Annotated in this window: 21 protein-coding genes; 8 read left to right on the forward strand and 13 right to left on the reverse strand. The window is 45.6% G+C overall.

Annotated features, from left to right (window positions below; translation table 11 throughout):
* Positions 1 to 129: 129 nt before the first annotated feature.
* Positions 130 to 2,694 carry an acylase gene (locus tag L5L98_RS06695; protein ID WP_263139514.1) on the reverse strand — a complete coding sequence of 855 codons (2,565 nt, stop codon included), beginning with the start codon at positions 2,692 to 2,694 and terminating at the stop codon, positions 130 to 132.
* A 258-nt stretch (positions 2,695 to 2,952) separates the two neighbouring features.
* Between L5L98_RS06695 and yjjX the strand changes: the two genes are divergently transcribed.
* The 3 genes from yjjX (at position 2,953) to L5L98_RS06710 (ending at position 7,256) form a co-directional block, all read left to right on the forward strand.
* Positions 2,953 to 3,513, forward strand: coding sequence for an inosine/xanthosine triphosphatase (yjjX, locus tag L5L98_RS06700; protein ID WP_263139516.1), 561 nt, complete (start codon positions 2,953 to 2,955; stop codon positions 3,511 to 3,513).
* Between the two features lie 4 nt (positions 3,514 to 3,517).
* Positions 3,518 to 4,567: a bifunctional helix-turn-helix transcriptional regulator/GNAT family N-acetyltransferase gene (locus L5L98_RS06705; protein WP_263139518.1), complete on the forward strand. Its 1,050-nt coding sequence runs from the start codon at positions 3,518 to 3,520 to the stop codon at positions 4,565 to 4,567.
* 241 nt (positions 4,568 to 4,808) lie between these two features.
* Positions 4,809 to 7,256, forward strand: a complete 2,448-nt coding sequence (locus L5L98_RS06710) for an ankyrin repeat domain-containing protein (protein ID WP_263139519.1) — start codon at positions 4,809 to 4,811, stop codon at positions 7,254 to 7,256.
* Between the two features lie 118 nt (positions 7,257 to 7,374).
* On the opposite strand, the gene L5L98_RS06715 is transcribed toward L5L98_RS06710, so the two are convergent.
* A complete protein-coding gene (locus L5L98_RS06715; protein ID WP_263139523.1) occupies positions 7,375 to 8,577 on the reverse strand; it encodes a serine hydrolase domain-containing protein in 1,203 nt (400 codons plus the stop codon).
* Between the two features lie 491 nt (positions 8,578 to 9,068).
* Between L5L98_RS06715 and L5L98_RS06720 the strand changes: the two genes are divergently transcribed.
* Entirely contained in the window at positions 9,069 to 9,587 is a 519-nt protein-coding gene (locus tag L5L98_RS06720) for a hypothetical protein (RefSeq protein ID WP_263139526.1), read from the forward strand.
* Positions 9,588 to 10,224: 637 nt separating this feature from the next.
* Positions 10,225 to 10,620 (forward strand): hypothetical protein, encoded by a 396-nt coding sequence (locus L5L98_RS06725; RefSeq protein ID WP_168824826.1) that lies wholly within the window; start codon positions 10,225 to 10,227, stop codon positions 10,618 to 10,620.
* Positions 10,621 to 10,727: 107 nt separating this feature from the next.
* On the opposite strand, the gene nqrF is transcribed toward L5L98_RS06725, so the two are convergent.
* From nqrF to L5L98_RS06755, 6 genes are all read right to left on the reverse strand, one after another.
* On the reverse strand, positions 10,728 to 11,945 hold the full coding sequence (nqrF, locus tag L5L98_RS06730) for an NADH:ubiquinone reductase (Na(+)-transporting) subunit F (RefSeq protein WP_105250115.1): 1,218 nt from the start codon (positions 11,943 to 11,945) through the stop codon (positions 10,728 to 10,730).
* Positions 11,946 to 12,022: 77 nt separating this feature from the next.
* Entirely contained in the window at positions 12,023 to 12,631 is a 609-nt protein-coding gene (gene nqrE / locus L5L98_RS06735; protein ID WP_105250116.1) for an NADH:ubiquinone reductase (Na(+)-transporting) subunit E, read from the reverse strand.
* A 9-nt stretch (positions 12,632 to 12,640) separates the two neighbouring features.
* Positions 12,641 to 13,261, reverse strand: a complete 621-nt coding sequence (locus L5L98_RS06740) for an NADH:ubiquinone reductase (Na(+)-transporting) subunit D (protein ID WP_028761892.1) — start codon at positions 13,259 to 13,261, stop codon at positions 12,641 to 12,643.
* Complete coding sequence (locus L5L98_RS06745; protein WP_131523704.1) at positions 13,258 to 14,064, reverse strand: Na(+)-translocating NADH-quinone reductase subunit C; 807 nt, start codon at positions 14,062 to 14,064, stop codon at positions 13,258 to 13,260. The genes L5L98_RS06740 and L5L98_RS06745 overlap by 4 nt, the downstream gene beginning before the upstream one ends.
* The gene (locus L5L98_RS06750; RefSeq protein WP_263139532.1) at positions 14,054 to 15,286 is read right to left on the reverse strand and encodes an NADH:ubiquinone reductase (Na(+)-transporting) subunit B; all 1,233 of its coding nucleotides are present in this window, start codon (positions 15,284 to 15,286) and stop codon (positions 14,054 to 14,056) included. The genes L5L98_RS06745 and L5L98_RS06750 overlap by 11 nt, the downstream gene beginning before the upstream one ends.
* Positions 15,286 to 16,659 (reverse strand): Na(+)-translocating NADH-quinone reductase subunit A, encoded by a 1,374-nt coding sequence (locus L5L98_RS06755; protein WP_263139534.1) that lies wholly within the window; start codon positions 16,657 to 16,659, stop codon positions 15,286 to 15,288. Before L5L98_RS06755 ends, L5L98_RS06750 begins: the two co-directional genes overlap by 1 nt.
* 454 nt (positions 16,660 to 17,113) lie before the next feature.
* Here L5L98_RS06755 and L5L98_RS06760 point away from each other — a divergent pair, with 454 nt between their 5' ends.
* The 3 genes from L5L98_RS06760 (at position 17,114) to L5L98_RS06770 (ending at position 19,762) form a co-directional block, all read left to right on the forward strand.
* Positions 17,114 to 18,154, forward strand: coding sequence for an NADP(H)-dependent aldo-keto reductase (locus L5L98_RS06760; protein WP_105250120.1), 1,041 nt, complete (start codon positions 17,114 to 17,116; stop codon positions 18,152 to 18,154).
* 354 nt (positions 18,155 to 18,508) lie between these two features.
* Complete coding sequence (ompV, locus tag L5L98_RS06765) at positions 18,509 to 19,282, forward strand: outer membrane protein OmpV (protein WP_168824821.1); 774 nt, start codon at positions 18,509 to 18,511, stop codon at positions 19,280 to 19,282.
* A gap of 21 nt (positions 19,283 to 19,303) precedes the next feature.
* On the forward strand, positions 19,304 to 19,762 hold the full coding sequence (locus tag L5L98_RS06770) for a CC0125/CC1285 family lipoprotein (protein ID WP_028761861.1): 459 nt from the start codon (positions 19,304 to 19,306) through the stop codon (positions 19,760 to 19,762).
* Between the two features lie 261 nt (positions 19,763 to 20,023).
* Here L5L98_RS06770 and L5L98_RS06775 read toward each other — a convergent pair whose 3' ends face one another.
* The 5 genes from L5L98_RS06775 to L5L98_RS06795 all read right to left on the reverse strand — a co-directional run bounded on the left by L5L98_RS06775 (position 20,024) and on the right by L5L98_RS06795 (position 25,237).
* A complete protein-coding gene (locus L5L98_RS06775) occupies positions 20,024 to 21,316 on the reverse strand; it encodes an ATP-binding protein (RefSeq protein ID WP_263139537.1) in 1,293 nt (430 codons plus the stop codon).
* Positions 21,313 to 22,017, reverse strand: a complete 705-nt coding sequence (locus L5L98_RS06780) for a response regulator transcription factor (RefSeq protein ID WP_105250123.1) — start codon at positions 22,015 to 22,017, stop codon at positions 21,313 to 21,315. Before L5L98_RS06780 ends, L5L98_RS06775 begins: the two co-directional genes overlap by 4 nt.
* Position 22,018: 1 nt before the next feature.
* Positions 22,019 to 22,408 carry a DUF3019 domain-containing protein gene (locus L5L98_RS06785; RefSeq protein WP_263139538.1) on the reverse strand — a complete coding sequence of 130 codons (390 nt, stop codon included), beginning with the start codon at positions 22,406 to 22,408 and terminating at the stop codon, positions 22,019 to 22,021.
* A gap of 9 nt (positions 22,409 to 22,417) precedes the next feature.
* Entirely contained in the window at positions 22,418 to 23,257 is an 840-nt protein-coding gene (locus L5L98_RS06790; protein ID WP_317633950.1) for a MipA/OmpV family protein, read from the reverse strand.
* A 279-nt stretch (positions 23,258 to 23,536) separates the two neighbouring features.
* Positions 23,537 to 25,237 (reverse strand): methyl-accepting chemotaxis protein, encoded by a 1,701-nt coding sequence (locus tag L5L98_RS06795; protein ID WP_263139541.1) that lies wholly within the window; start codon positions 25,235 to 25,237, stop codon positions 23,537 to 23,539.
* Between the last annotated feature and the right edge of the window lie 306 nt (positions 25,238 to 25,543).

Raw genomic sequence — 25,543 nt, forward strand, 5'->3', positions numbered from 1 at the left:
TAGATCGAGATCACAGTCGTTAATGTTAAATTTTTACAAATCGCTATCAGTCGCAAACACGCATAAAAAACGGCTCATCCAGATTCAACTCCGAAGTGAGCCGCTAACGATTAAAGCGCAAAATCTGACTTATGGTTTTTGTAGTGTCAGCTCAGTCGTCGACACTACAGCAGGTGCTATGTCAGCCTCTTTGAACAACAAAGGACGGAAGCTTTTAGCACTCGAGTACAAGATACTTTGATCAGCAAACGCAGGCGTTAAGATATTACTCGACTCAGAGTAAGTTAAAATCCCCCGCGCCACAGGCCCCTCATCGGTAAAGTTCACCGCCATCATCCAACTCGACCCGTAACGCACTTGGTATCCTTTCGCCGTTAAGCCAGAACTCATCGCCTTGCCAGTGACCACATCCATCACAGCAGCGTATTTGTGCTGCGGGATCAAAGTGTCATCACCCGACAAACTGGTTGAAAACACGTTGAATCCACCTTCAGCATTATGACTACCCGGCCAAGGTAAACGCGACCCGCTTGGCGTTCCATCTGGCAGCGATTTCTCCACAAATTGCACATCCCCCAATGGCGCATCTATGGCAAAGCCTGCGGCCTCAAGGTTAAGCGCACTGTGCGCCAAGGCCTTTAAGGCACTACCATCCGTAGTCAAGGTTTTAGGTGTCGTTGCCGCATTTGTGGGATCGAATCCTTGGGTCAACATAGTTGTTTGGCTGAATAGATGGGCAAATTCACGTAGTAAAGCACCACCTTTACTGTCGTTATCTTGCTTACCGTTCCACTCCTTTAATGCCGCACAAGCCGAAGAGACATCCTTAGATAAACTCGCCGACACCACCACAGGTGTACTGCCTTGGGCATCACACTGGGCAATCAAGTCAGGCAGCACTAACTCGGCGAGATAACTGCGATTCGACAGCACCGCCGCTTCGAGTTCTTCCAAGCTGAACTTGCCATCAGCCCCCGCGGCGTCCTGCATTAAACTCAAGCCCATCCGTGTACGTAGTGATAGCTGTCCAGCCTCTGCGCCGTACATAGGCGAGAAGTAAGTCAGCGGTTCATTCAAGTTGGTCGACCAAAAGGAGTCATTGGAGTTTTGCACAAAGTCGCTGCGCTCAAGCTTGGGCGCACGCTCATAGGGCGTAGGACCATCGAAGCTAAACAACGAAGTGTTACCGGGTAAAATCGTAAATCCGGCTTTTGCCTTAGCCGCTTTAATATCCGGTGAGGTTTTTAACAACACAACTGCCGATTCAGATAATCCTGGCACAGTTGAGTCGTCGATATAAAAAGCATTGCCCTCTTTATCGGCGTACATAGTGTTATTGAAGATGACGCCATCGTAGTCCTTAAATGCCTGTTGGAACTCTTCTTTGTTCGTCGCCATGTTCATGGCTAACCAATGGTCAACAGGGTCCATAGTCCCCATATTGGCATCTTGGATCATAAAGGCACTGCCATCATCCCAACCAAAAGGCGCTAAAGCGGGAGGAGCTTCGACCATAGGGCCTTTGGCCGTAGTATAAATATCTTTCTCGGCGACCAGCATGCCCGCAGGACCTGCATTCACTAGAACCGACACTGTCTCTTTGGTGATCGGCATAGGTTTACCATCAAACAAATACTGCATCCGATCACCCGAGACTAACTCAAGGTTATACATCACAAAATGCTCAGCAGTAGAGAAGGTATGAGTCCAAGCGAGATCTTTATTGAAACCAATATTAATCGGTCCTGGCATACCCACTAACGAGCCGCCCATCATATCTAAATGCCCTGGGATCGTAATATGGGATTGCCAAAAACGCAGGTTACCCGTATGCGGGAAATGCGGATTACCTAGCACCATGCCCTTACCATTTTCGGTTTTATCCTTGCCTAAACCCCAACCATTTGAACCTAAATCGCGGGGATTGGTTTCTGGTGTCGTGATACGAGCCGCGCGGGCAATCAACTTAGACTGCATATCGGCCACAAACGCAGTTTGGTCTTGGCTAGGCGCGGGCCCAACGATACGCGGCATGTATTCCTGTGCATCTCCTGGGTTCGCGTAAAAAATCAGATCGAGAAAGTTAGCTGCGCCCGGTAATAAGGCGATAGAAAACAAATAAGTCACCACATCTTCTGGCACTATGGGTTTCACCCAAGGCTGACCACCACAGAAAGGTTCTGCCGTTTGTGTGCCCGCTTCGACATCAGCAAGATATTGGTTATAACCAGAGGCAAAACCTTGGATAAGTGCCCGAGAGTTTTCACTAAATTTCGGCCATTTTTCTTCGGCTTGCGCTCTGATCTTTAACGCTTTATAGGCAAAATCTGAGATAAGGTTACCGTTATCTTCCGCCGTAGGTTGACCCGTAGTGAAGTCAATCGACGCATGGGGGCCAAAGTACATAGAACGCTGTGAGTTCGCCTTGATAAAACCATCGGCTAATACACATAAGTTGTCCTGTGCCTGCGCATAACCACTACCAAAACCTAAACTTTCTAAGTTGTCGGCTTGGATATGCGGCACGCCGTAGGTCGTACGACGAATACTGGCTTTGAGTAAACCATTGGGGGCAAAAGCTTGCAGTTGAGTTTCAGGTTCGGTAGGCGTAGTGCTATCTTCGCTATCGTTACAGCCGGTCAGTATTACACCGCAGGCCATTCCCATAGCAATCACGAGTTTGTTGAATTTCATTATTATTATCTCTTGGTTTTGGTTCCTTCAATGACATAACCTTACTGCCTATTCCAGCCCAAATTACTGAAGGAGCAATAGTTGCATGTCGCTTCCTAGTCCCTAAGGCTGGCTATTGCCTCCCCTACTGTTGGCTTTTTTACTGAGCTTCGCCGACGACTGTGGCAGAATAGAAAACCCAAACGCTTAGACACCTCAGACCATTTAAGCAATGATTCAAACGAGCGTCCACATTAAAATCCAAAATAAATAACTTATATGCAACAAAACATTATTAAGATAAAAGTGGGTTCTAAAAACCCGGTAAAAATCAACGCGGCAACTAACGCCATGGCACAGCTGTTCCCTGAGAGCATCATAGAAGCCAGCGGTATGGAGGCCCCTTCTGGTGTTGCGGCGCAGCCAATGACAGATCTCGACACTCGACAAGGGGCGATCAATCGGGTGCGCTATTGTCAACAGCAGGACCCGCAAGAGACTAAAGCCGACTACTATTTTGCGATGGAAGGCGGTGTCGATTGTTTCGACTTTGGCCCTGCCACATTCGCCTATATCGCGATTGGCCATAAAGACCAGCTTGCCATTGGCCGCAGTGCGATTTTACCTTTACCAATGCAAGTTTATCGAGCATTAGAAGCGGGGGAAGAACTCGGGGATGTCATGGATAGGTTGTTCAATACAATCAATATTAAGCAAAAAGGCGGTGCCATAGGTTTACTCACCCACGGCCATGCGACCCGTGAAAGTAATTACACCCAAGCGATTATTCTCGCCATGGCGCCATTATTGAATCCTGATATTTACACAGTAGATTGTTAGTAATATGTTGCAAGAGGAATTAAAGCCCGCTAACTTAGTTGTGACATGCAACCAAACCTATTCGACTATGGCTCAAACAGACGCACCATTGGCTCAAGATCCCGCGAAGCCTGTGACTCAAACTAAGCAAACGACTGAGTCAGGCTCATCCGCCCAACTCAGGCATTTGTCTCGCTATCTGGTGAGAAATTTAGGCATGCTCAACGCCGCCTTTGGGGATTTACCCCTTTCGCCCGTGCAAGCCCATGCCCTGTTTGAGATAGGCAAGCAGCCCCTGACCATCAAAGAGCTTGCAAGCAAACTCAGCATAGATAAGTCCAATGCGAGCCGCGCTATCAAGCATTTGATCGATAAACATCTTGCCCAGAGTCAGGTACATCCACGGGACAGTCGCTGCTTAGTTGTGCAACTGACACCTGCGGGTAAGAAGTTACTCGTTAAATTGGATACTCAGCAGAATCAATTATTCCAAGGGATCTTAGCCCAACTGACTCCATTGCAAACTTCACAAATCGAAGAGGCCCTCGTGTTATATAACCAAGCCGTACATAACGCCAAGCAGCAAAGTGGTTGCCACATTCGCCAAGCCACAGCCCAAGATGATGCCGCAATTGCCAAAGTCATCCGCGATGTTTCGGCCGAATACGGCTTAACCGCGGATAAAGGCTATAGCGTGGCGGACCCGACCTTAGATTGCCTAAGCCAGATTTACTCCCAAGCGGGCGCCAACTATTGGATTATTGAATTAGAGGGCCGCATTTTAGGCGGCGCCGGTATTGCGCCTTTAGCTAACAATGATGGCGTCTGCGAACTGCAAAAAATGTACTTTATGCCAGAAATCCGCGGCAAAGGACTCGCAAAACGCGTAGCGTTAATGGCACTCGATTTCGCCCGCGAAACGGGTTATCAAAGCTGCTATTTAGAAACCACCGCTGTACTAAATGAAGCCGTAAAACTCTATGAGAAATTAGGCTTTGTACATCTGTCGGCTCCCCTAGGGAACACAGGCCACGACGCCTGCGAAATGCCGATGCTGCTAGATCTTAATCAATAGGATATGAAGCAGAATTCCAATCAAAGTAACAATGCCAAACATGTCATCATGCAACTTGTTTGGCATTATCAATTTGTATCACAAAATGTTATTCAAACAGGATCATTTTAATTATCAGTCTTAGGGCATAGTTTTTCTTAACTTAAATGCATTAATATATGGCAATTTTACCTCACTCAATTTTTAATAAATTGAAAGGCGTTTGATACCATTTTGTTAACGGCATTAAATAGGGAACATTATGCTCAGTTGGATTTTTAGTGATAAGAAACTCACACTTCGGGAAATATGCCTAGATAACACGCTTTCGACCTCGGCTAAAATAAAGAAAGTTGATCAATTTCTTGCCGATAGTGGAGATCTCAACTTTATTGATCTCAATGTTTCGCCCTGCAATATATTAGTTCCCCTATCTTGCAGTCCTCAGTCCGATTTAGTGCTTATAAAATACTTGCTCAGCAAAGGTGCTAAAATCGAATGTAATGGTTTCAGTGCCTTGCATTCGGCTATTGAATATAACAACTCAGAACTCGTTACCCTATACCTAGACTCCAGTGCCAATCTTTACTTTCAAAATCAATATAATAATTGCTGGCTCAACTATCTATTTCATCCTAATCCGCAATATATCTATCAAGACCATCAACGTAGAGACATGATCGACCTTCTACTTGCAGCTAACTTAGATATCAATAAACCGGTGAGCTTTTGGACTAATGGTGAATTAAATCACCCACTAGAAATATTATATGATGAACGCAATAAAGATCTGTTCCTGCATATCATTAATAAAGATATTCCATTAGACATTGGCAAATTAAGCCTAATTGAAAACATTATTTCTTCGAGCGAATTTTGGGGAGTAGAAACATTTTCTCCCTTAGTTAAACGCTTCCCTGCATTTAAAAAGTCACGCTATATTATGGCCAACGATAGCAGCTTCTGGGATGATGCCAATTTACTCGAACTATGCGTTTACGCCAAAGCGCAAGACTACACTGAATACCTGTTAGACCATTATCCGCAGCTCAAAGCCGACTCCCACGCTAAAAGTTTGGTCTATGCAGCATTGACCTCAGAATTTGACCTTAGGATTATCGAAAAACTGATTAAGGCCACCGTCGATATCAATCGCATCTATAGGATGACACCGCCTGATGCCGACCATTCACCTTTACTCAACCAATATATTAATAATGCCCAATTTACCGATCCGAATAAACGGAGCTACATCTACCAAGCCCTTGAACTGTTGCTCAAATATGGCGCTAATCCAAATGCCGAATTTGTGAATACGGGTAAACCCTATGAGATGTTAGTCTGGTCGAATTTACGACTATTGGTTTATCCAATGGTCGAAAAGAAAACCTTTCTGCCCGAGTTTTTCGATCTGTTCCTGCAATATGGTATGGATATCAATAAAAAATTTGGGGCGGTGGATGAACCAACCTTACTCACTCTCTGCCAGCGTGGTTCAGGGAAAGAAGATCAAGCAACGCTTATCCAAGTGATGGAATATCTGCTCACCAAGGGGCTGGATTTAAGCCTCACCAATATCTACAACACTAACTATGTGTCCGCGGCGGCTATCTCCTGTCGAACCCAACTACTTGAATGGCTCATTCACCAAGGCGGGGATATTTTTACCCATTGCGGCCACGATAATTCGCCCATTCTACACAAGGCGATTTCGACCTACTGGTGGGATGAAATTACCGGCCCTATGCGGCGAAAAACCGTAGAACTCTTACTGCGCCATGGAGCAAAGTTAGAAGAATTCTCAGTAGATGAGCAATTTACGCCATTAATGTGCGCCAGTTACTACGGCGCACAGTCCTGCGTAGAGGCGTTACTCGAACATGGCGCCAACCCCAATGCCATCAATGCCGAAGACACCACTCCTGCCCTTTGCGCTGTGATAGGTGGCAGTTCAATCGAGTTCCCCCGCTTTGAATCAACAGCGGTGCGGATCTTAAGACTTTTGCAGCAATATGGCGCCAACTTAACCGTGACCAATAGCTTAGGCAATAGCCCGCTAATAGCGGCTATTGAGCAAGAATATAAAGAGATTTTCGAAGCGCTGCTGCAGATAGCCTCCTACAGTGAAACTCAGCTTGAGCAAGCACTCAGCAAAGCCCTGCCGCAAAGCTATTTCCAGCGCCGCCTGCTACAAACACTGGGGCGCGAGATACCGCCAGCCCCCACAACCATAGCCCACAATCGCGCAATACCAGCAACAGCTTCTATGACGACCAATCCGCAAGCATCTGAGGTGAATGTGACACCAGCGCCCGTCAAGCAAACCAAATTAGAGGTGAGTAATGCGGCGGCAAATCGAGATCAAATCCCAACGCTATTCGATCTCAAAACCAAAGTGCAGAGCTTTTTTAAACTGATCGCCACCGATCCGACGATCACAGTTGAGCAACTCAATTCGGTGAGAGTCCTTATTGATCAATTGATTGAAAAGCTCGACAACTTTAGCTTTTTCCGCAATCAAGCGACAAAGGCCGAATTTGAGGAAGGTGTTCAGGAATATATCGATGAAACCGTCGAAGAAATTAACGGAATTATCGAGGATGATTATCCAGCGCTTACCGAAGCCTTAGTCGATTCAGTTTGGACGATTTTGCAGTACTTTAGGGTTGAGATTGATATCGAGACCGCACTTAGAAAGCGCTTTTGGTAACGATTAGCACCTTAACTGCCAACGAGTACCAAGCATAAAGCCCTAACTTTGGGGCTTTATGCTTTCGAGACTCACACCATCTGACTTAGCCGCCTATTAGCCAACATAATGGAGAGACTTAAGGCTTAACATTAGACGCTTTAGCAAGCAGTAACTGGCTACGAATGATTTGACGTATCTGATTATGCAGTTCAAATACTCGAGCGCGATCATTAAGATTTAGCGATAGATTTTCCAGCATCACCAGATCCAAATTAAATTCGGAATAATGCAGTGTCATCGACATATAGCCAGATAAATAGCCCGTATGACTGTATTCGACGAGACCATCGTCCTTATTGATCCTCACCCCATAGCCATAGCGCATATTCGGCCATAAGAATTGGATCTCGGTATACGCCATAGTCATACGTTGATAACTCTCTGCGCTCATCAACTTGCCAGAATGTAATAGATGCTGAAAGGCGGCATAAGCTGGCGCTGAAGCAATTAATCCCCCTGCGGGCAACAAAGCTTCATCAAGCACTAAGTCAGCAGGGGCAATCACCTCGCTTTCCTGTAAACCTACGGCGAGTGAAGGCACTTTGACGTGAATCGCCTCAATACTGCCAAGCTCAGCACTCAGGCCATTAAGCTGGTATCGCGTTGCAAACTGCGCCACTTGCTCGGCAAAGGATTGGTGATTGACCTTCTCAAGCACTTGCCCTAAAAGTGAATAACCGAAGTTGGAGTATTCAAATTGGCTTCCCGGCTCGAATCGATTGGCCTTACCCAGTTTATCGACACCCGATGTATGCGTCAGCAGTTGGTGTAGCGTAATCCGCTCATCATATCGACTGGGATTAAGTGCATCCGCACTTGGATTTACACCTGCATCCATGCCTTTTAGCGCCTTATTATTCCCTTCAGCATCACCAAAAAGATAATGATTAAGCGATAGGTTTAAGTCGAGTTTCCCCGCATCGACGGCCTGCAATATCAAGGTTGCAGTAATCTGCTTAGAGAGCGATGCCATCACAAAGCGCGAATCTTGACTAATGCCTTCGCCCTTTTGCAGTTCAAGCTGCGGCTTGCCCTGCTCAAGCAGGATAACACTGCCACTAAATGGCTGCGGCGAATCCTTTATCGCGGTTTGGATTAAAGTCTTGATCTCCGCCACCTTCGATACTGAAGATGCGGTTTGGCTTTCAACGGCAATAGAGTTACTGCCTTGCCCGATTTGCTCTTGTTCAGCACCTGTTTCTAATAACAGACCAAAACTATTGGCACTTGGGAATAATAAAAAACCAGTCAACAGGGTACTGATAACACTCAAACGCATTGGTTATCCTTAACGTAATTAACAAATAATGCTGCCTTTTAGAAAGCGGCAAGCTTATCACAAGGTCGTGTTAAGTGTTGTTATGTTTAAGGTTTAGAGTGCCAGAAATAACTTAGACTTTAACCGAGAGTTGGATTATATGCCAAGACTCACGCACTCTTTATTAAATCAAGAGTTCTATTCGCCCTGCGGTAACTCCGAGGGGATTGTGCATCCCTTGAACTCAGGTGTTATTGGTAAATTATTAAGGAATTAAACTTATACCAGTCAGATTTTCCCTAAGTAATATATCGATAAAGCTATCAAAGGAGAACTACAATATAATCGATGTGTATCCTTAATTAACAGGAGCATTAGGGTAAGCTGTTGGGATTATTTTGCATTCTATTATAGGGCTTGAAGAATTAACGTAATAAACCAAAATAATAGGACGTATGATATACCGCGATCCCTATTAGTAGAGAAACCTAACCTTTTAACAAAGGAGTAATATGAAAGAATTAGAAAAGTATCTTGATCTCGTGAAGTACGATTATGACCCAGAGTGGCAAGGTATTGATATTACTGGAGATCTAAAGCCACGTGACTACTTCATTTTTGCAATTAAGGATCTTGAGGGAACTCTAGACAATCACTCTTCGATTAATGCGCTGTTAAATGCAAAGAGAGCATTGCATTATCAAGTTGATCTTTTAGTCGATACATACGGTTACAAAAGTCACACCAACAAAAATGCGTTTCCAGCTAAGCTTGAATACTGCAAAAAATGCGGAATAGTCAGCCCTCGAGTATTAAACAAGTTAAACAAAATAAGAAACGAAGTCGAGCACAATTATGCCATACCAACTGAAACTGAAGTCAATGATTTCATAGATGTTGTCGAGTTATTCCTTGCTGCAACAGATCGTTTCTTTTATCGCCTTCCTGATAATATTGTGTTTCCTGGATTAGATGAAAAAATAGTGATGAATTCAGTGACATATATAACATTAAACTTATCAAGAATTTAGGACAAGTTATCATTGCAAGACAAGTAAACGACAACGAACAGTATGAGACGATTAAGGCTCCAGATGAAAGATTTTTCATATGGATTAGTTTTTTGAATAGATGTACCCAGTAACATAAAAAAGAATTTATCAAACCAAAAGATGGGATAAGCATAACTCTTTCAGGATTAACTGCCGACACCTAGACAGCAGAAGTTCACCTTCCCCTACGAAGTTGCTGAAGGGTGTTGAAGAAAATCGCGTGACGCAGACAGGACGTCTGCGTAGTTTTCGGGGGGAATGGACGCCCCATCGGAAGCGTTAGCGATTTTCGAATATGCACGAAGCCAGTATTCAATGGATGTAACTTTGCTAGGGGCGTCTTGGAGCATCCAAGGAGGATAGGACGAGCAGTCTTCCTTGTTCGGGTGTGGGGTGAAGCCCCACGACTTTAACTTTAACAACTCAAAAATTATACCCACTGAATAGCACTACCCAGATAGCAAAATCATTCACGAATGTTGACACCCACTCGGCACCTATCCTTAAAGCGATCTCAATCACTATTCACTTGAACGTAAGCCGAAAGCAGATTATGTTGTTGATTTTAAATGACTGGTAAAATTGTCGATTTGATTATCTGTTCTAAGGAGAGAGCATGTTCTTTACATTACTGATTATTACATTTGCACTATCTATAACCGTTTCATTTCTGGTTGTTTCGATTTTCAAAAGACCACTAGGAGAAATATTTTCTCGAATAATTCAAGATTCAATCAGTGCCGCTTGGCAAAAATATATTATTTTTGCCACATACGTTGTGGGTATTTCTGGTGGAGTTAGAATTTATGATTTAGAACGCTACATTACCGCTCGACATAAAGATGTTGAAATTCTACAGCTAACTCTAGAACGTTGGACTATTGAGATATATCGAACAATTATTGAAACTTTGCAAAGTATCGCATGGATGTACCTCATCGTATTCATATTTGCCCTTATCGCATATGTCATTGTTAGAGGCTTTGAACTTAAAAACGCTAACAAGCAATAAACAAAACTCGCGTTAAGTTGCCTTAACGCGAGTTATGAGTTTCAAGCTTTAACCGCTAATTGAAGCTCTGATTAAGCTCAGATTAAGCTCTAGCTTAAGTTTAACGGCTAATCACCAAAGTCATCGAGTAGGATGTTTTCTGGTTCAACGCCTAGGCTTTCAAGCATCTTAATCACTGAAGAGTTCATGATTGGAGGACCACACATGTAGTACTCGCAGTCTTCTGGTGCCTTATGATTTTTAAGATAATTCTCATAAATCACATTATGAATAAAGCCAGTGTAGCCAGTCCAATTATCCTCAGGCAATGGCTCAGATAACGCCACATGCCAGACGAAGTTGTCATTCTCGGCCGCTAGGGCATCGAAATCCGCTTGGTAAAACACTTCACGGGTTGAACGGGCGCCGTACCAGAAGCTCATTTTACGTGTGGTTTTCTTACTCTTAAGCTGATCGAAAATGTGTGAACGCATAGGTGCCATGCCCGCACCGCCGCCGATAAACACCATTTCCGCATCGGTTTCCTTCACAAAAAACTCACCGAATGGCCCAGAAATGGTCACTGTATCGCCCGCTTTCAGGTTGAAGATGTAAGATGACATCTTGCCCGCTGGCACATTGGCCGATGGCGGCGTCGCAATCCGCACGTTCAGCATAATACGACCCTTTTCATCGGGATAGTTGGCCATAGAGTAAGCGCGCAACACTTCTTCGTTGACGGTAGAGACAATGTCAAACAGGCCGTATTTGTCCCAATCGCCACGGTATTTTTCAGGAATATCAAAGTCAGCGTATTTCACCACATGGGCTGGCGCTTCAATTTGAATATAACCCCCCGCTTTAAAGCGAACATCTTCACCTTCGGGTAACTCAAGCAATAACTCCTTGATAAAAGTCGCCTTGTTATCATTAGAGATCACCTGACATTGCCACTTCTTCACCCCAAAGATTTCTTCGTCGAGCTCAAGTTCCATATCGGTTTTCACTGAGACTTGGCAGGCGAGACGACAACCTTCTTTAGCCTCTTTCTTAGTGATATGGCCCATTTCAGTCGGCAGAATGTCACCGCCGCCAGATTTGATTTTCACTCGGCACTGACCACAGGTTCCGCCACCACCACAGGCAGACGGAATAAAAATACTCTGACTCGCCAAAGCGCCGAGTAACTTATCACCCGCGGCAACTTGAATGCTTTTTTCGGCATCTTCGTTGATGCTGATCGTCACTTCACCCGTAGCCACTAATTTCTTTTTGGCGATTAGAATCACTATCACCAATAGACAGACCACTAGCGTGAACATGCCTATGCCAATTGCCATTTCCATCGTATTACCCTTTTCTAGCTCTTTTCTAAAAAGAATCTGGTTTCACTTTCTCAATTCTTGGCTCGCCTACTGTAGCGTTACAGCGAGATCCCTGAGAAAGACATAAAGCCCAGCGCCATCAAGCCTGTAGTAATAAAGGTGATACCAATACCTTGTAAGCCTTCGGGAATCGCGTTGAATTTCATTCTTTCGCGCAGTCCCGCCAGCAGTACAATCGCCACTGCCCAACCAAGACCCGAGCCCATCGCAAACACCACTGACTCACCGAAGTTGTAATCACGGTTCGCCATAAAGATCACCCCTGCAAAAATCGCGCAGTTCACTGTGAGCAAAGGTAAGAAGATCCCAAGGGAGTCATACAGACTAGGAATGTACTTATCCAAAAACATTTCAAGGATTTGCACTAACGCCGCAATCACACCAATGAAAGTGATCAATTGCAGGTAACTTAAATCGATACCGGGTAATCCCGCCCAAGACAGTGCGCCAGGTGCGAGCACTTTGACGTAAATCAGCTGGTTTAACGGCACGGCTAAGGTCATCACCACAATCACAGCGACACCTAGACCAAAGGCGGTTGACACCTTTTTAGACACGGCCAAGAAAGTACACATGCCCAAGAAGAACGACAGCGCCATGTTGTCGATAAAAGTGGCCTGCAAAAATAGATTTATATAGTGTTCCATATCTGCTCCTTAACCCCGTTTCCGCTGGATCACATTGATAGTCCAGATCAACACACCAATCAGGAAGAAGGCGCTCGGTGGTAACTTGAACATCTCGTTTGGCAAGTACCAGCCGCCATTTTCGATGGTGGTGAACACAGGGTGACCGAATAAATTACCCGTCCCTAACAGCTCGCGTACAAAGGCAACGCTGATCAAAATCAAGCCATAACCTGTCGCATTACCAAGCGCATCGACGACCGCTAAATGCGGTGGATACTTCATGGCGAAGGCTTCTGCACGGCCCATGATGATACAGTTGGTGATAATTAACCCAACGAATACAGAAAGTTGCTTAGATAACTCATAGGCTACATCCTGCAGAACCATGTCGACGATAATCACCAAGGAGGCGATAACCGTCATCTGCGCGATAATCCGCACACTGGTCGGGATAAAGTTACGAATGGCAGAGATAATCAAGTTAGAAAACACCAACACAAAGGTCACTGCGAGCGTCATCACCACAGCGGTTTGCATTGAGTTACTGACCGCCAGTGCCGAACATACGCCCAGCACTTGCATCGCGACGGGGTTATTGGCAAACACTGGCCCCGTTAACATGTCACGCATGGATAAAGTGTTGCTCATTTTGCCTCTCCCAACTCACCTTGCAATTCACCCTGCGCTGCCGACGCTTTAAGCTGGTTGAAGAAGGTTTGAAAACCTTCAACGCCAAACCAAAACTCCATTGCGCGCTGCACGCCGCGGCCCGTCATGGTCGCGCCACTTACCGCATCCACACCGTGAAGATCGCCTTCTTTAACGCCACCCTTTACAAGACGTATCGCAAATTTGCCTTTTTCATCAAATAATTGCTTGCCCTTCCACAGCGATAACCAATGGGGATCGGTCACAAAGTCGCCGATACCAGGGGTTTCACCGTGCTCGTACACGACTAGCCCTTTAATGGTGTTGAAATCGGGTTCAACCGCCACATAACCGTAGATCATCGACCATAGACCTTTGCCATAGAAAGGCACAACCACGCTGTCTAACTTGCCGTTGGCATCGAGCACTTTAAACACGCGGGCATCGTTCGCACGGGTTTTAATCTTGGCGATATCTTTTTTCGGCGCACTTGAAGTCTCAGGATTAATTGCCGCCATACGCTCATCGAAATCGAGGACGTTAGCGTCTGAGTCCACCTTACCTGTGTCTAGGTTGATCAATAATGGCTTAACAGATTTAGCAAAAATCTCTCTAAACTCATTGCCCTGACCTAAGTTCACATCGGCGGCCATCAACACATAGCGCTGCACTTCGTCACGTTTTTTGGCGACTTTACGTTCTTTCAATATGCCTGCTGTGCCTGTGATCATAAACGAGCACAGGAGGCAGAGCGTGATGGTGAAGATCATGGTCCCCACCACAGTATCTTTCTTAAAGACCATGACGTTTTAATCTCCGTTTGATGTTGGCGCGGGCCACCAGATAATCGAACAGCGGCGCCCAAAGGTTGGCGAACAGAATGGCTAACATCACACCCTCAGGCATTTTGGGGTTAGCGACACGGATAAGCACAGTCATAAAACCAATCAAAGCACCGTAGGCAAACTTGCCTTGGCGAGTGTACGAAGTGGTTACAGGATCGGTGGCCATAAACATCATTGCTAGCGCAAAACCGCCAGTGACAAGATGCCAAGTCCACGGCATTGCCATCATTTGATTGCTGCTAGAACCGATGTAATTACACAGCGTTGCTGTCGCTATCATGCCCAGCAACACACCGAGCACAATGCGCCAATCCGCTAAGCGGCTGATCAGCAATAATGAACCGCCGATCAAAATCGCTAAGGTGCTGGTTTCGCCAATCGCGCCCACGGTAAAGCCAAAAAAGTTGTTCCACCAGTTAGGATCGCTAAAGGCGCTAAACCAAGAGTAATCGGCAAAACTCAACTTGCCCGCTGCGGTTTGTGCCAGCCCCGTTGCACCAGAGAAACCATCAACGGCAACGAGCTGTTTAATGGTTGAAACTTCAGATGGATAGGCGAAGTAGATAAAAGCCAAGCCTGCCAGCGCAGGGTTAAGGAAGTTATATCCCATGCCGCCAAACAGCTCTTTAGCCACGACCACACCAAAGGAAATCCCCATGGCCACCAGCCACAACGGTGTCGATACTGGCAAGATTAAGGTAAACAGCAGGGCCGTCACGAAGAAGCCTTCGTGCAACTCTTGACCACGAACCCGCGCAAACACCACTTCCCAAAACAAACTGGTGAGCAGTGCTGTCAGGTAAATCGGCAGATAAAAACTAAGACCATAGAGGAATAAACCTAATATCCCAGTGTCTTGGCTAAGGCTGCCAAACAGGGTATTAAAGATTTCTAACTTCCAAATATCTGGGGTCGATAATCCGCCCGCGAGCGCAAGCTGTGCCTGTAGGCCAATGTTATATAGACCGAATAAAATGGCGGGCAGTAAACACAAACCGACTAGCGTCATGGTACGTTTCACGTCAATCGCGTCACGCACATGCACTTGGCCCTTAGTGCTACGACCATTGGCAATGACGAGTGAGCGCAAAAAGCCCTTCATCGACTTACCCGTTGCGTAGTACTCTTCTTGTAAATCAGAGGCGTCCTGTAAATCAGTTTTTTTCACTTGTTTGGTCATTAACCTTCCCTCTCAATAACATCTAGACAGGCACGTAATTCTTTACCAAAGTCATATTTGCCGGGACATACGAAGGTACACAGCGCCAGATCTTCTTCATCTAACTCCAATGCACCTAAGGCCTGCGCCTCATCGGTATCACGCACCACTAAGTCTCGAACGAGCAAGGTGGGTAAAATATCCAGTGGCATCACGCGATCTAACTGACCAAAAGCCATCATGGCGCGAGCTGAACCGCCCTGATGCGTCGTAAACTCGAACAATTTAGTCGCACCAAACAGACGTGATGTTACGGCACGAGTGATGGAGAATTTGTCAGAACCACCGCGCACCCAAGGGAGAACATGGTGCTGCGAATCTTCGCTCAACACTGATACTTGGTTGTGGAATCGGCCTAAAAAGTCATGTACGCCCGCCGCGGTATGGCCAGATAACACAGATCCCGATACCACGCGGTTATGGCCAGGTTTGATTTCATCACTCACTAAGGCACTTAGCTCAGCGCCCAATTGAGTGCGCAGTAAACGCGGGTTCAGCACGCTCGGGCCACCTAAGGCGACGATGCGGTCGGTATACAACTCACCGGTTTGGAATAACTTGCCGTAGGCAATCACATCTTGATAACCGATATGCCAAACCTGACGTTCTAAACTCACTGGCAAAGTAAAGTGAATATGAGTGCCCACTAAACCCGCAGGATGAACACCATCAAAACGGCGCACCTCAAGTTGTGGTAATGCTTCTTTAACAATCGCTTCGCCCTTATCCTGGCACAGGTAAACCTTGCCTTCGGTTAAACGGCTCAACACCAGCAAGCCAGCTTTAAAAGCCTCAGTTTGCTCGGCGATAATCAAACGGGGATCAGCGGCCAGTGGATTAGTATCGATAGCGGTGACGAAAATACCTGCTGGCGTGCTATCGAGCGCAGGCACGCGCGAGAAAGGCCTAGTACGCAGGGCCGTCCATAGACCACTCTTCACCAACTGGTCTTGAACGGTTGGTCGAGGGAGAGCGGCAATGTCTTGATGGATATCGAAAGAAATCTGCCCATCGAGGTTTTTACCGTCATCACAACGAATGACGACTGATTGTAGAATTCGACGCTCGCCGCGGTTAATCGCTACGACTTGGCCACTAGCGGGTGCAGTGAACAACACACCAGGCGTTTTTTTATCTTCAAATAGGGCTTGGCCCTTTTGAACAAAATCACCCTCTTCGACCAACATCGTCGGCTTAAGCCCAACGAACTCTTCTCCCAGAACAGCCACTTGGGATGGCTTAGCACCGAGTTCAATGACCTGTCGCGGCTCACCAACAATCGGCAAGTCGAGGCCTTTTTTGATCGTTACAATTTGGTTTGAAAAATCTGCCATCACAAATATCAACCATGAAAAATTTTTAGATAAATTTAGGGTAGAGATTTGTTAACGCAGATTCCGATATTGGCGTCACATTCCGCTGCAAATTCGTAAGTTAGATACGTAAATTTACGCAATTTTGTGACACAGATTCACATTCTTACTTACTGTAATCTGCAAATGTAGTTTTATAACAATTTATTCATAAATACGTCATTACTGATTTAGTAGTACCTAAGGTTTACAAAAATAAGCCAGAATCTCCATTTCAGTGCAGTAAAGCGCTAAAACCGTTAAAAGAGCAACTCAGCGAACAAACTTCAACCAATGGCATGCCTCAAAATGGGGCAGGATGGCTAAACTTGCTGGCTATTTTTAGCGCACTAACATTTCAACCTATGGTTTAACCTTTGCTTTACAGCAAAAGCTTGGTAGCCTCAAACTAAGAGAGTTTCCGTAGGAGAAATAGATGGAATACAGACGCATACCGCATTCTAATCTTGAGGTCAGTAAAATTTGTTTGGGCACTATGACTTGGGGCGAACAAAATACCCAAGCCGAAGCGTTTGCACAGCTGGACTACGCCATAGGCAATGGCATCAACTTTATCGATACGGCGGAAATGTATCCCGTACCACCTAAGCCGGAGACCCAAGGGGAAACCGAGCGTATCCTAGGGCAATATATTAAGGCCCGCGGTAACCGAGACGACTTAGTGATCGCCACTAAAATTGCCGCACCTGGGGGTAAAAGTGATTACATTCGCAAAAATATGGCGCTGGACTGGAACAACATCCACCAAGCGGTCGATGCGTCTTTAGCACGCCTCCAAATAGACACTATCGACCTTTATCAAATCCATTGGCCTGACCGTAATACCAATTTCTTTGGTGAACTGTTTTACGATCAACAAGAGCATGAACATCAAACACCGATACTTGAAACCCTAGAAGCGCTCGCCGAAGTGATCCGCCAAGGTAAAGTGCGCTATATCGGGGTGTCGAACGAAACGCCTTGGGGCTTGATGAAATACCTGCAACTCGCCGAAAAACATGGCTTGCCGCGTATTGTGAGTGTGCAAAACCCCTATAACTTGCTTAATCGCAGTTTCGAAGTCGGCATGAGCGAAATCAGTCACCGCGAAAACTTGCCATTACTGGCCTATTCGCCACTGGCCTTTGGCGCCTTGACGGGAAAATATTGCAACGACCAATGGCCTGAAGGCGCGCGCCTGACCTTGTTTAAGCGTTTCGCCCGCTATACAGGTTCGCAAATGGCTCTGGAGGCTACAAAAGCCTATGTCGATTTGGCCCGCGAGTTCAAACTCACGCCCGCACAAATGGCGTTAGCTTTTGTTAACTCACGTAAGTTTGTCGGCTCCAATATCATAGGCGCCACCGACTTATATCAACTGAAAGAAAACATCGACAGTTTAAAAGTCACCTTATCACCAGAGCTATTAGTGCGATTAAACCAACTGTCCGATCAATTTAGATTACCTTGTCCTTAGCCCCTAGGCTTAGTCGGCGAGTTGTTTGAATGACTGACCAATAGCATCTGGTCAAATCCCCCTGATGCTATTGATTTCAAATAGCTTTAGAGGCAAAACTTTTTACCTTTATATCACCTCATCAATGCGCTCTCTCCTCCATTCAATCAAAAGCTACCTATTACCTAGTCTTCTTTATCTTATCCCTGTGGCTTAGCAAAAGGTCATCGTCTTCAGCTCCACGAGCTCACCAGCGCCAGGCTATGCGAGAAGGCTGCAATACATGGTCTAGGTTACATTCGGATACAGAGTCCTTTTAAGAAGTGAAATATAGTGGCATCACAGTCACTAGACAGATGTCTTAAGGATAAAAAAATGAAAAAACTTTGCTTTGTAATTACAAGTGTTTTGATGTCAAGCCACGCTCTTGCTGAAAGCAATACCTACATTCGTAACGGTAATATCTATAGTCATCAAGATCAGTTCTTTGCTGGCGCAGGTGTTGCTACTGGTAGTCAGTTTTATAAGGGTCAAGATCACCAGACAGGTGCCTACCTCAATGGCGGCTACCACGGTGAAGACTTCAACGCCGATCTGTCCGGCATCAACTACCGCTTTTTAGGCACGAACGATAGTGCCGTTAATTTCAGTATCTTTGCCGTTGCCAATCCAGGCTTTGATGCCGATGATGCGGATATTTTAACGGGCATGAAGGATCGCAAATTCAGTGGTGATCTGGGTTTAAACGCCGACATTCATTTAGGAAATGGCACGCTATCAACCAAATTCCAACACGATGTCACCAATATTTATGATGGTTTTCAGGCTGATATCACCTATTACCATCCAATAAATGTAGGCTTCGGTGATCTGGTGCCTTATGCGGGTGTGCACTACTTCAGTAAAGACTTCGCAAACTACTACACAGGTGTGACGTCATCTGAAGCTACGGCGCAGCGCCCTGCCTATCAAGCCGACGGCACCTTTGCATATAAGCTAGGCTACGCTTTGGTTATTCCAGTCACTAAGCATTTAGATATTACTCAAGCCACAGGTTACTCGCACATAGGTGCCAACATGGCTGACTCTCCGCTCATAGACAGTAACAACCAGTGGGTTACTACCCTTGGCGTGAACTATAGCTTCTAAACAACCTGACGAGACAAGACCATGACACTTATCAGAAAAACATTTTTATGTGCTGGATTAGCTCTGATGCTTTCAGCTTGTGCCACTTCCTACGATACCGAAAAGCAATTTTGGTCTTTCGGTAAAGGATTTGAAACCGCACAGATTGCACCCGATAGCTGGCAGATAAGCTTTGTTGGCAATACCAACACTGACCGCGCATTGGCCCGAAAGTACGTCATGCGTAAGTCAGCAGAGTTATGCAAACAAGCGGGTTATAACTACTTCACTTTTACTCACGAACAAACCGATCGTGATGCAATTGGCCAGTTTGGAGTAGGAGCGAGCGCGAGTAAGGATATCTTGTGGGGGAGTTCGACGATGAATCAAGAAACCTCTGTCATGGTCGAAGTCACAGGTTTACATAGCAAGCCAGAAAATGCGAGTTCCCGCATCTATGAAACAGATTACATACTTAACAATGTCAATGTGAAAAGTTAATTGCTCATCAAAAATGCACCAGTCTAGATTCTCGTTAGGTATCAAGGCTGGTGCGTTTTATTTATAAATCCCCCCTGTTTAGCACCAATTCGTTAGGCACTCATTCGTATAGTGAATTGAGTCATTCCGCCTCTGTCTCTAAATCAACACAGCAGATTAGATGACGCAGATTTAGCCGCATTGCTCGCTTCAGCTCATGTTAAAGAAACAGACAAAAACGACTCAAACCTCGCATTACACCAATCGTATTAAACCCCAACTTTAAACTTCAGCCTTGAATTTTAGTGACATGCGAGCCCCACCCAAGTCAGGAGCACGGCCAATACGTAATGGCGAACCCATCCAACAACCAATTCTATCGACAATCGCCAGACCCATGCCATGACCGGAATTTCCGCGGCTATGCTGACCACGCACAAAAGGTTTAATCACTTGAGCAGATTCCTGTTCATCTATGCCAGGGCCATCATCGTCAACGTGTAACCACGCAATCCCATCTTCCAATGCCAACATCAGCCGGATATTGGCACGGCCAAAACGCAGCGCATTACTGAGCAAGTTATTCACCTGCATTGACAAGTACTTAGGATCTGTTTTGATGTTCAACGGTATTGGGCAGGTGATGAGTTCCATTGAAAACCCTGAGTATACTTGGCCTTGATACTTTTCCAGCAACCAAGTATTAAGCTCAATAGGTTGCCAATCAGGTTGGATATTCGCCTCATCGAGGCGGGCATAGCTGAGCAGTGTCATCACCAAGTCTTCCATAGTGTCCAGATCGCGGTTCAATCGCTGAAAATACTTCACCCTAAGTTGTTCGCTTTGGGTTTCTTCTAACGCCGCAATACCAAATCGCAGCCGCGCAATCGGAGTTTTTAAATCATGGGAAACTGCCCGACTAAGCAATTTATTGTCATCGATCAATTGCTGGATGCGATCTGCCATGCGATTGAATTCGCTTTCTATTGTGCCTATGTAGGACGCTTTACTGACCACAATTCGCTGCTGTAATTCTCCCATACCAAATGCTTGAGTCACCTTACTGAGATTAACCAGTTGGCGGATTAAAGGAGACACCCACACCAACAAAATCACCACCACACCGCCATAAAAAAGCATGGTATACAGCTTGTTCGCGTTAAAACTCACATCGGCTGGCGTCACTATCTGGATATTGATATTCAGCACCTGACCCGTTTTAGGCAATAAATAGTGCAAAGAGATGCCGTCATCGGACTCCAGCAGTAATGATTCCCCTGAATAAAACTCTGTCTTTAGGGCTGAGGGTAAGACAAAATCTGCTTCATTCACCAAAGACAATTGATCTGCATTTCGCTGATTCCAGTTGTCTATAAACGCATTATTTGGGGCGGGATCGTTATCTAACGTTTGCGCCAGTGAACCGCCCAGCAGTTTTAATGCCGCGAGGTGAGTTGCTGGGCTAGGCGTTTCATTATCAGGATCAATAAGTGTTGCAAACTCACTTATCGACCAGCCTAGGCTGGCAATGGCCACCAGCACGACCAGCACCAGAGAAGTCATTAACTTCTTCATAAAGCTTGCTCGGCCTCATCGCGGCAAAACAAATATCCCTTGCCACGAATGGTTTTGACTTTATAGGGCTGACTCAACGCTTCCTGCAACTTCTTGCGTAAGCGCGATATGCGAATATCCACCGAGCGGTCTAGGCCATCGTATTCAATGCCCCGCAGTTGGGCCACCAATTCATTGCGACTCACTATCGTGCCCGCCTTCAATGCCAGCAGCCACAAAACATCAAACTCATTGGCATTCAAATCCAGCGGCTGTTTATCAATGGTGACTGACTTTGCCGTCGCATTTAACACTAAAGAATCAAACACTAATTGCTGCTTTTGCTCCTCATCACTCACTCGGCGTAACAGGGCCTTTATCCGCGCTAACAGCACCTGTGGTCGAATCGGCTTAGTGAGGTAATCATCAGCCCCAGCATCTAACCCGCGGATTTCATCGCCGTCCTCAACGCAAGCCGTCATAAATAAAATGGGCCCAGTATAAAATGCCCTGGCCTCCTTACACACATCGAAGCCATTCTTAACGGGCATCATCACGTCGAGTAGCACTAAGTCAGGCATCTCATCGGCTATCATCTCTAAGGCAAAATCACCTTGGCTAGCCACTGTGACTCCGTAACCGTGATCCAGTAAATAATCACTGATCCACTCTGCCAGTGAGGTATCGTCCTCTACGACTAAGATATGCTTTGCAACTGACATATTAGAATAACCTCCAACCGGACTGACTCTGTTTAGGGGCCTTATAAACCCATGTCACGACCACTTTAACTTGCGCGAGCGGTTGCACATCATCATTACGGATAAGACTAAAAGTCGCCGTTTTATCCCCTTCAAAACTATATTGATATTCTTGCAAAGCTTTGCCAGTCCAACAGGTTAACTGGTGCTGACGGTCAGTCAGTATGAGGCAGTACTCGCCGCTCGCGGGTGTCTGCCATCGGAACAATACATCTTGATAGCAAGTTTGCCCTTTATGCAGTGCAATGCAGCGTTCTGGGGTCGCGGTAAAAATAACGGCATCATCCTGACTCCAAGCCAAAAAAGGCGTGCTCAGCATCACTACCGCTAACAAATGATAAAATCGATTCATGCCCTCCTCCTAAAACACATAGCTAAGAGAAGCATTAAAATACGATGTATAACTCGCTTGATTGAAGGGACTGTCGGTCACTTCTTGGGATAATACATTGAAGCGATACATGGCCCGAAAGACAAAATTTTCACTCAGCGGATAGGCAACCCCTAACTCCATGCCGTAACTGAAAGAGCTATCCGGCCGATACTCAGGAAAGCGTTCAGTGGCTTCTTCCTTACTGATCCCAAAAAGATAGCGATTCAAGGTGGCAGATGAGTAACCTACGCTCCCCAATACGTGAAAATTCCAATTACGAACCTGCCAGGACTTACCCAATCTGGCAGAACTTTGAATACCTTGATTATCATAATAATCAGATACTAACCTATACTGAAAAACATAGTTATCGCCCCAATAACGCGTGGCACGAAAACCGGCACCAACATAGAGAGAATCTTCCGATAGTAGATAAGCATTGCGGCCAGCTTCATCCAGCGTACTGGGATCCACATCAGGACGGGACCATGAACCTTGCAAGTTAGCCAATAGCAGTTCTAATGACCAATCCTCTGAGCTCCAAAGATTAAATCCCAAATTAATGCCATCTTGAGATTGATGGATCATCTCAACAAACAGCCCTTTGTACTGGTACATGCCACTGACTAACAGCGACAACTGTGCAGAACCTGAATCCGTTTGCCGAACATCGACTTGATTAATCCCGTAAACACTCATGCCCAGCTCAAAATCACCGCCGTCAGCAAGGCGATTAGTTCCTCCAGTAACACTGCTCGCAATATCTGATGCTGCAGCGGTTCTAGGAAGAATGCTCAGCGTTAACACAAGAAGCCAAAGAATACGCATGCCCATTTAATTCACATTTTTAGTCGTTATTTAGCGCTACATATTACAACAGTTTGTTGCAAGTCACTGCACAACCAGTATCATTTTTACGGCAATTGTGTGTCGGATAACAAGATAGACCTATATCCCAAACAACTTGAATCCTGCATCTTCAAATTGTTTGAGGATATGCTCACCTCACATTGAGTTAAGGCACAAATGAGGCTCAAGCTAAGATGAAGTGGCGCAGTTAAGTTAACCGCTGTCGTCGTTAGCACACTGAATTATGGGCTAATACATTTAAACAACTCGCACCTTAAACTGCTGCATCGTTTCCCTCAATGAATTAGCCTGCTTAGACAGTGACTCACTGGCTTTCGCGGTTTCGTTAGCGCTGCTGAGTACCAACTCACCCGAATCACGAATCGCATTAATGCGCTCACTAATATCTTCGGCGGTCACGGCTTGCTCCTCACTGGCGGTCGCGACTTGAGTATTAGCCTGAGTCAGTTCAGTCAACGCATCTAAAATCTCAAATAAGTGCTGCTTGACTTGATTAACGAGCAGTGATGACTCACTGATTTGCTTATCGTTATCGGCGAAGGATTCGACTGAGGATTTGGCGTCTTTCACAAGTGTTTGGATAAGATCGCTGATCTCCTGCGTGGCCGTTTGACTGCGCGTTGCCAATGCCCGCACTTCTTCGGCAACGACAGCAAAACCACGACCTTGATCTCCCGCCCGCGCCGCTTCAATCGATGCATTCAAAGCTAATAAGTTCGTCTGCCCAGCTATCGCATCGACCACAGAAACAAAGTTGAGGATTTTTCCCGTACTCGCCTGAACCTGTTGAATAAGTTGATTCGAATACTGGGCGCTGGCAACCAACTGCTTCGATATTTTTTCGCTCGCATCGACAACCTCACAACTTTCTTTCACTTTATGCTCAGCTTGTCCCGCTGAATACGAAGCGGTTTCTGCACTACTCGCCACTTCAGTGATCGTTGCTGCCATTTGGGTCATAGAGGCGGCGACTTGGTCTGTGTTATCCTGCTGCCTCAACATAGCCTCACGATTATTCTCGGCCACCGCATTAAGCTCAGTCACCATAGAGGCAATTTCTTCACTTCGAGCAATCACTTGGCCAACAGTTTTACTTAAGGTCCACGCCATTTGATTCATACTGACGGTAAGTTCACCTAATTCATCCTTGGAATCGACGCGCAGCTCTTGGTTAAAGTTGCCCTTTTCCATCATGGCGGCAGAATTACGTAACCGATTGATAGATTTGACCATGTATTGACTGCAAGCGATGCCAATCAATAAGCCTATGACTAAAGACACTATCGAAATAATCGTTAAGCCATAAATGGCCCTAAGTTCTTCTTCCTCTGTTACAGAAACCGCAGTTTGAGTCATCAGTGCTAAACGTTCTACGAATTGACTTAGCTCAGCATTAAACACATTTTGCGCTTCCTCTAAAGATTCAACCCGCTTAGCTAAAGCGGTATGGTCTTCTTTTTGCTGAATTCCCGAAATAACGGTACCAAGCAGGACTTTATAATCTGCAAAATGTTGAATGATCGTGTCAATATCTTGATTTAGCTGCTGTGTTTTCTCACGTACTTGAGGAGTTTTAGCGTTTTTTAATGCCTCTCCAAGCATGGTTTGAGTCGAGAGCAACTTCTTGCTAATGTCTTCATTGTGCTTGATAACATCCGCAATAAAAGCCACTAAAATTTGCTGGCTCGATGCGGTTTCAATGTCCGCGGCACGAAACGCTTTTTCTAGAATGACAGAGCTTTCAAGCTGCTTAATGGTGATGTCAGTCGATAGCCTGACTAATGGAATATTCTCTTCTGCAATGCCATGAATCTCCTCCGATACACGCTGCATCTTCAACAGACTAAATCCAGACAAAATCAAGATCAGCACTAACATCACCCCAACGAGGGCGATCATCTTATGTTTAATCCGTAAGTCTTTTAAAAGCTTCACCATAAAACTACTCTCCAGCAAACACTGACAACGAAGGACGTCCAATTTAGAATAGTCGGAGTTTTAACTTTCGGTGGATGAATTAAGCGTAAAGTATTAGCTGAATTTAAAAGAAAAACTTAAACATTAGAAAAATCGCATCATAGCTAAGCTCAATGATGCGTTAGAATCTAAAACCGTTTAAGGCGTGCGAAATATCTATTAGGCAACAGTTTGAACAGACCTTAGTGAAATTAGGCGTTCAATACCACTGTCCAATACCAACGCCTCAACAAACCGCTAAAACTTGCATTCACATGGCAGATCACA

It is taken from the genome of Shewanella sp. SM23 (assembly GCF_025654295.1).
In the GTDB taxonomy this organism is placed as follows: Bacteria; Pseudomonadota; Gammaproteobacteria; order Enterobacterales; family Shewanellaceae; genus Shewanella; species Shewanella oncorhynchi.

What these genes read in the sequence shown, in the direction of transcription:
- L5L98_RS06745 (WP_131523704.1), bottom strand. Translation starts at nt 14,064, where the DNA reads ATGGTCTTTAAGAAAGATACTGTGGTGGGGACCATGATCTTCACCATC.
- nqrF (WP_105250115.1), bottom strand. Translation starts at nt 11,945, where the DNA reads ATGGAAATGGCAATTGGCATAGGCATGTTCACGCTAGTGGTCTGTCTA.
- L5L98_RS06750 (WP_263139532.1), bottom strand. Translation starts at nt 15,286, where the DNA reads ATGACCAAACAAGTGAAAAAAACTGATTTACAGGACGCCTCTGATTTA.
- L5L98_RS06760 (WP_105250120.1), top strand. Translation starts at nt 17,114, where the DNA reads ATGGAATACAGACGCATACCGCATTCTAATCTTGAGGTCAGTAAAATT.
- L5L98_RS06755 (WP_263139534.1), bottom strand. Translation starts at nt 16,659, where the DNA reads ATGGCAGATTTTTCAAACCAAATTGTAACGATCAAAAAAGGCCTCGAC.
- L5L98_RS06770 (WP_028761861.1), top strand. Translation starts at nt 19,304, where the DNA reads ATGACACTTATCAGAAAAACATTTTTATGTGCTGGATTAGCTCTGATG.
- L5L98_RS06715 (WP_263139523.1), bottom strand. Translation starts at nt 8,577, where the DNA reads ATGCGTTTGAGTGTTATCAGTACCCTGTTGACTGGTTTTTTATTATTC.
- L5L98_RS06790 (WP_317633950.1), bottom strand. Translation starts at nt 23,257, where the DNA reads ATGCGTATTCTTTGGCTTCTTGTGTTAACGCTGAGCATTCTTCCTAGA.
- L5L98_RS06740 (WP_028761892.1), bottom strand. Translation starts at nt 13,261, where the DNA reads ATGAGCAACACTTTATCCATGCGTGACATGTTAACGGGGCCAGTGTTT.
- L5L98_RS06705 (WP_263139518.1), top strand. Translation starts at nt 3,518, where the DNA reads ATGTTGCAAGAGGAATTAAAGCCCGCTAACTTAGTTGTGACATGCAAC.
- L5L98_RS06795 (WP_263139541.1), bottom strand. Translation starts at nt 25,237, where the DNA reads ATGGTGAAGCTTTTAAAAGACTTACGGATTAAACATAAGATGATCGCC.
- L5L98_RS06720 (WP_263139526.1), top strand. Translation starts at nt 9,069, where the DNA reads ATGAAAGAATTAGAAAAGTATCTTGATCTCGTGAAGTACGATTATGAC.
- nqrE (WP_105250116.1), bottom strand. Translation starts at nt 12,631, where the DNA reads ATGGAACACTATATAAATCTATTTTTGCAGGCCACTTTTATCGACAAC.
- L5L98_RS06725 (WP_168824826.1), top strand. Translation starts at nt 10,225, where the DNA reads ATGTTCTTTACATTACTGATTATTACATTTGCACTATCTATAACCGTT.
- L5L98_RS06710 (WP_263139519.1), top strand. Translation starts at nt 4,809, where the DNA reads ATGCTCAGTTGGATTTTTAGTGATAAGAAACTCACACTTCGGGAAATA.
- L5L98_RS06785 (WP_263139538.1), bottom strand. Translation starts at nt 22,408, where the DNA reads ATGAATCGATTTTATCATTTGTTAGCGGTAGTGATGCTGAGCACGCCT.
- L5L98_RS06695 (WP_263139514.1), bottom strand. Translation starts at nt 2,694, where the DNA reads ATGAAATTCAACAAACTCGTGATTGCTATGGGAATGGCCTGCGGTGTA.
- yjjX (WP_263139516.1), top strand. Translation starts at nt 2,953, where the DNA reads ATGCAACAAAACATTATTAAGATAAAAGTGGGTTCTAAAAACCCGGTA.
- L5L98_RS06775 (WP_263139537.1), bottom strand. Translation starts at nt 21,316, where the DNA reads ATGAAGAAGTTAATGACTTCTCTGGTGCTGGTCGTGCTGGTGGCCATT.
- ompV (WP_168824821.1), top strand. Translation starts at nt 18,509, where the DNA reads ATGAAAAAACTTTGCTTTGTAATTACAAGTGTTTTGATGTCAAGCCAC.
- L5L98_RS06780 (WP_105250123.1), bottom strand. Translation starts at nt 22,017, where the DNA reads ATGTCAGTTGCAAAGCATATCTTAGTCGTAGAGGACGATACCTCACTG.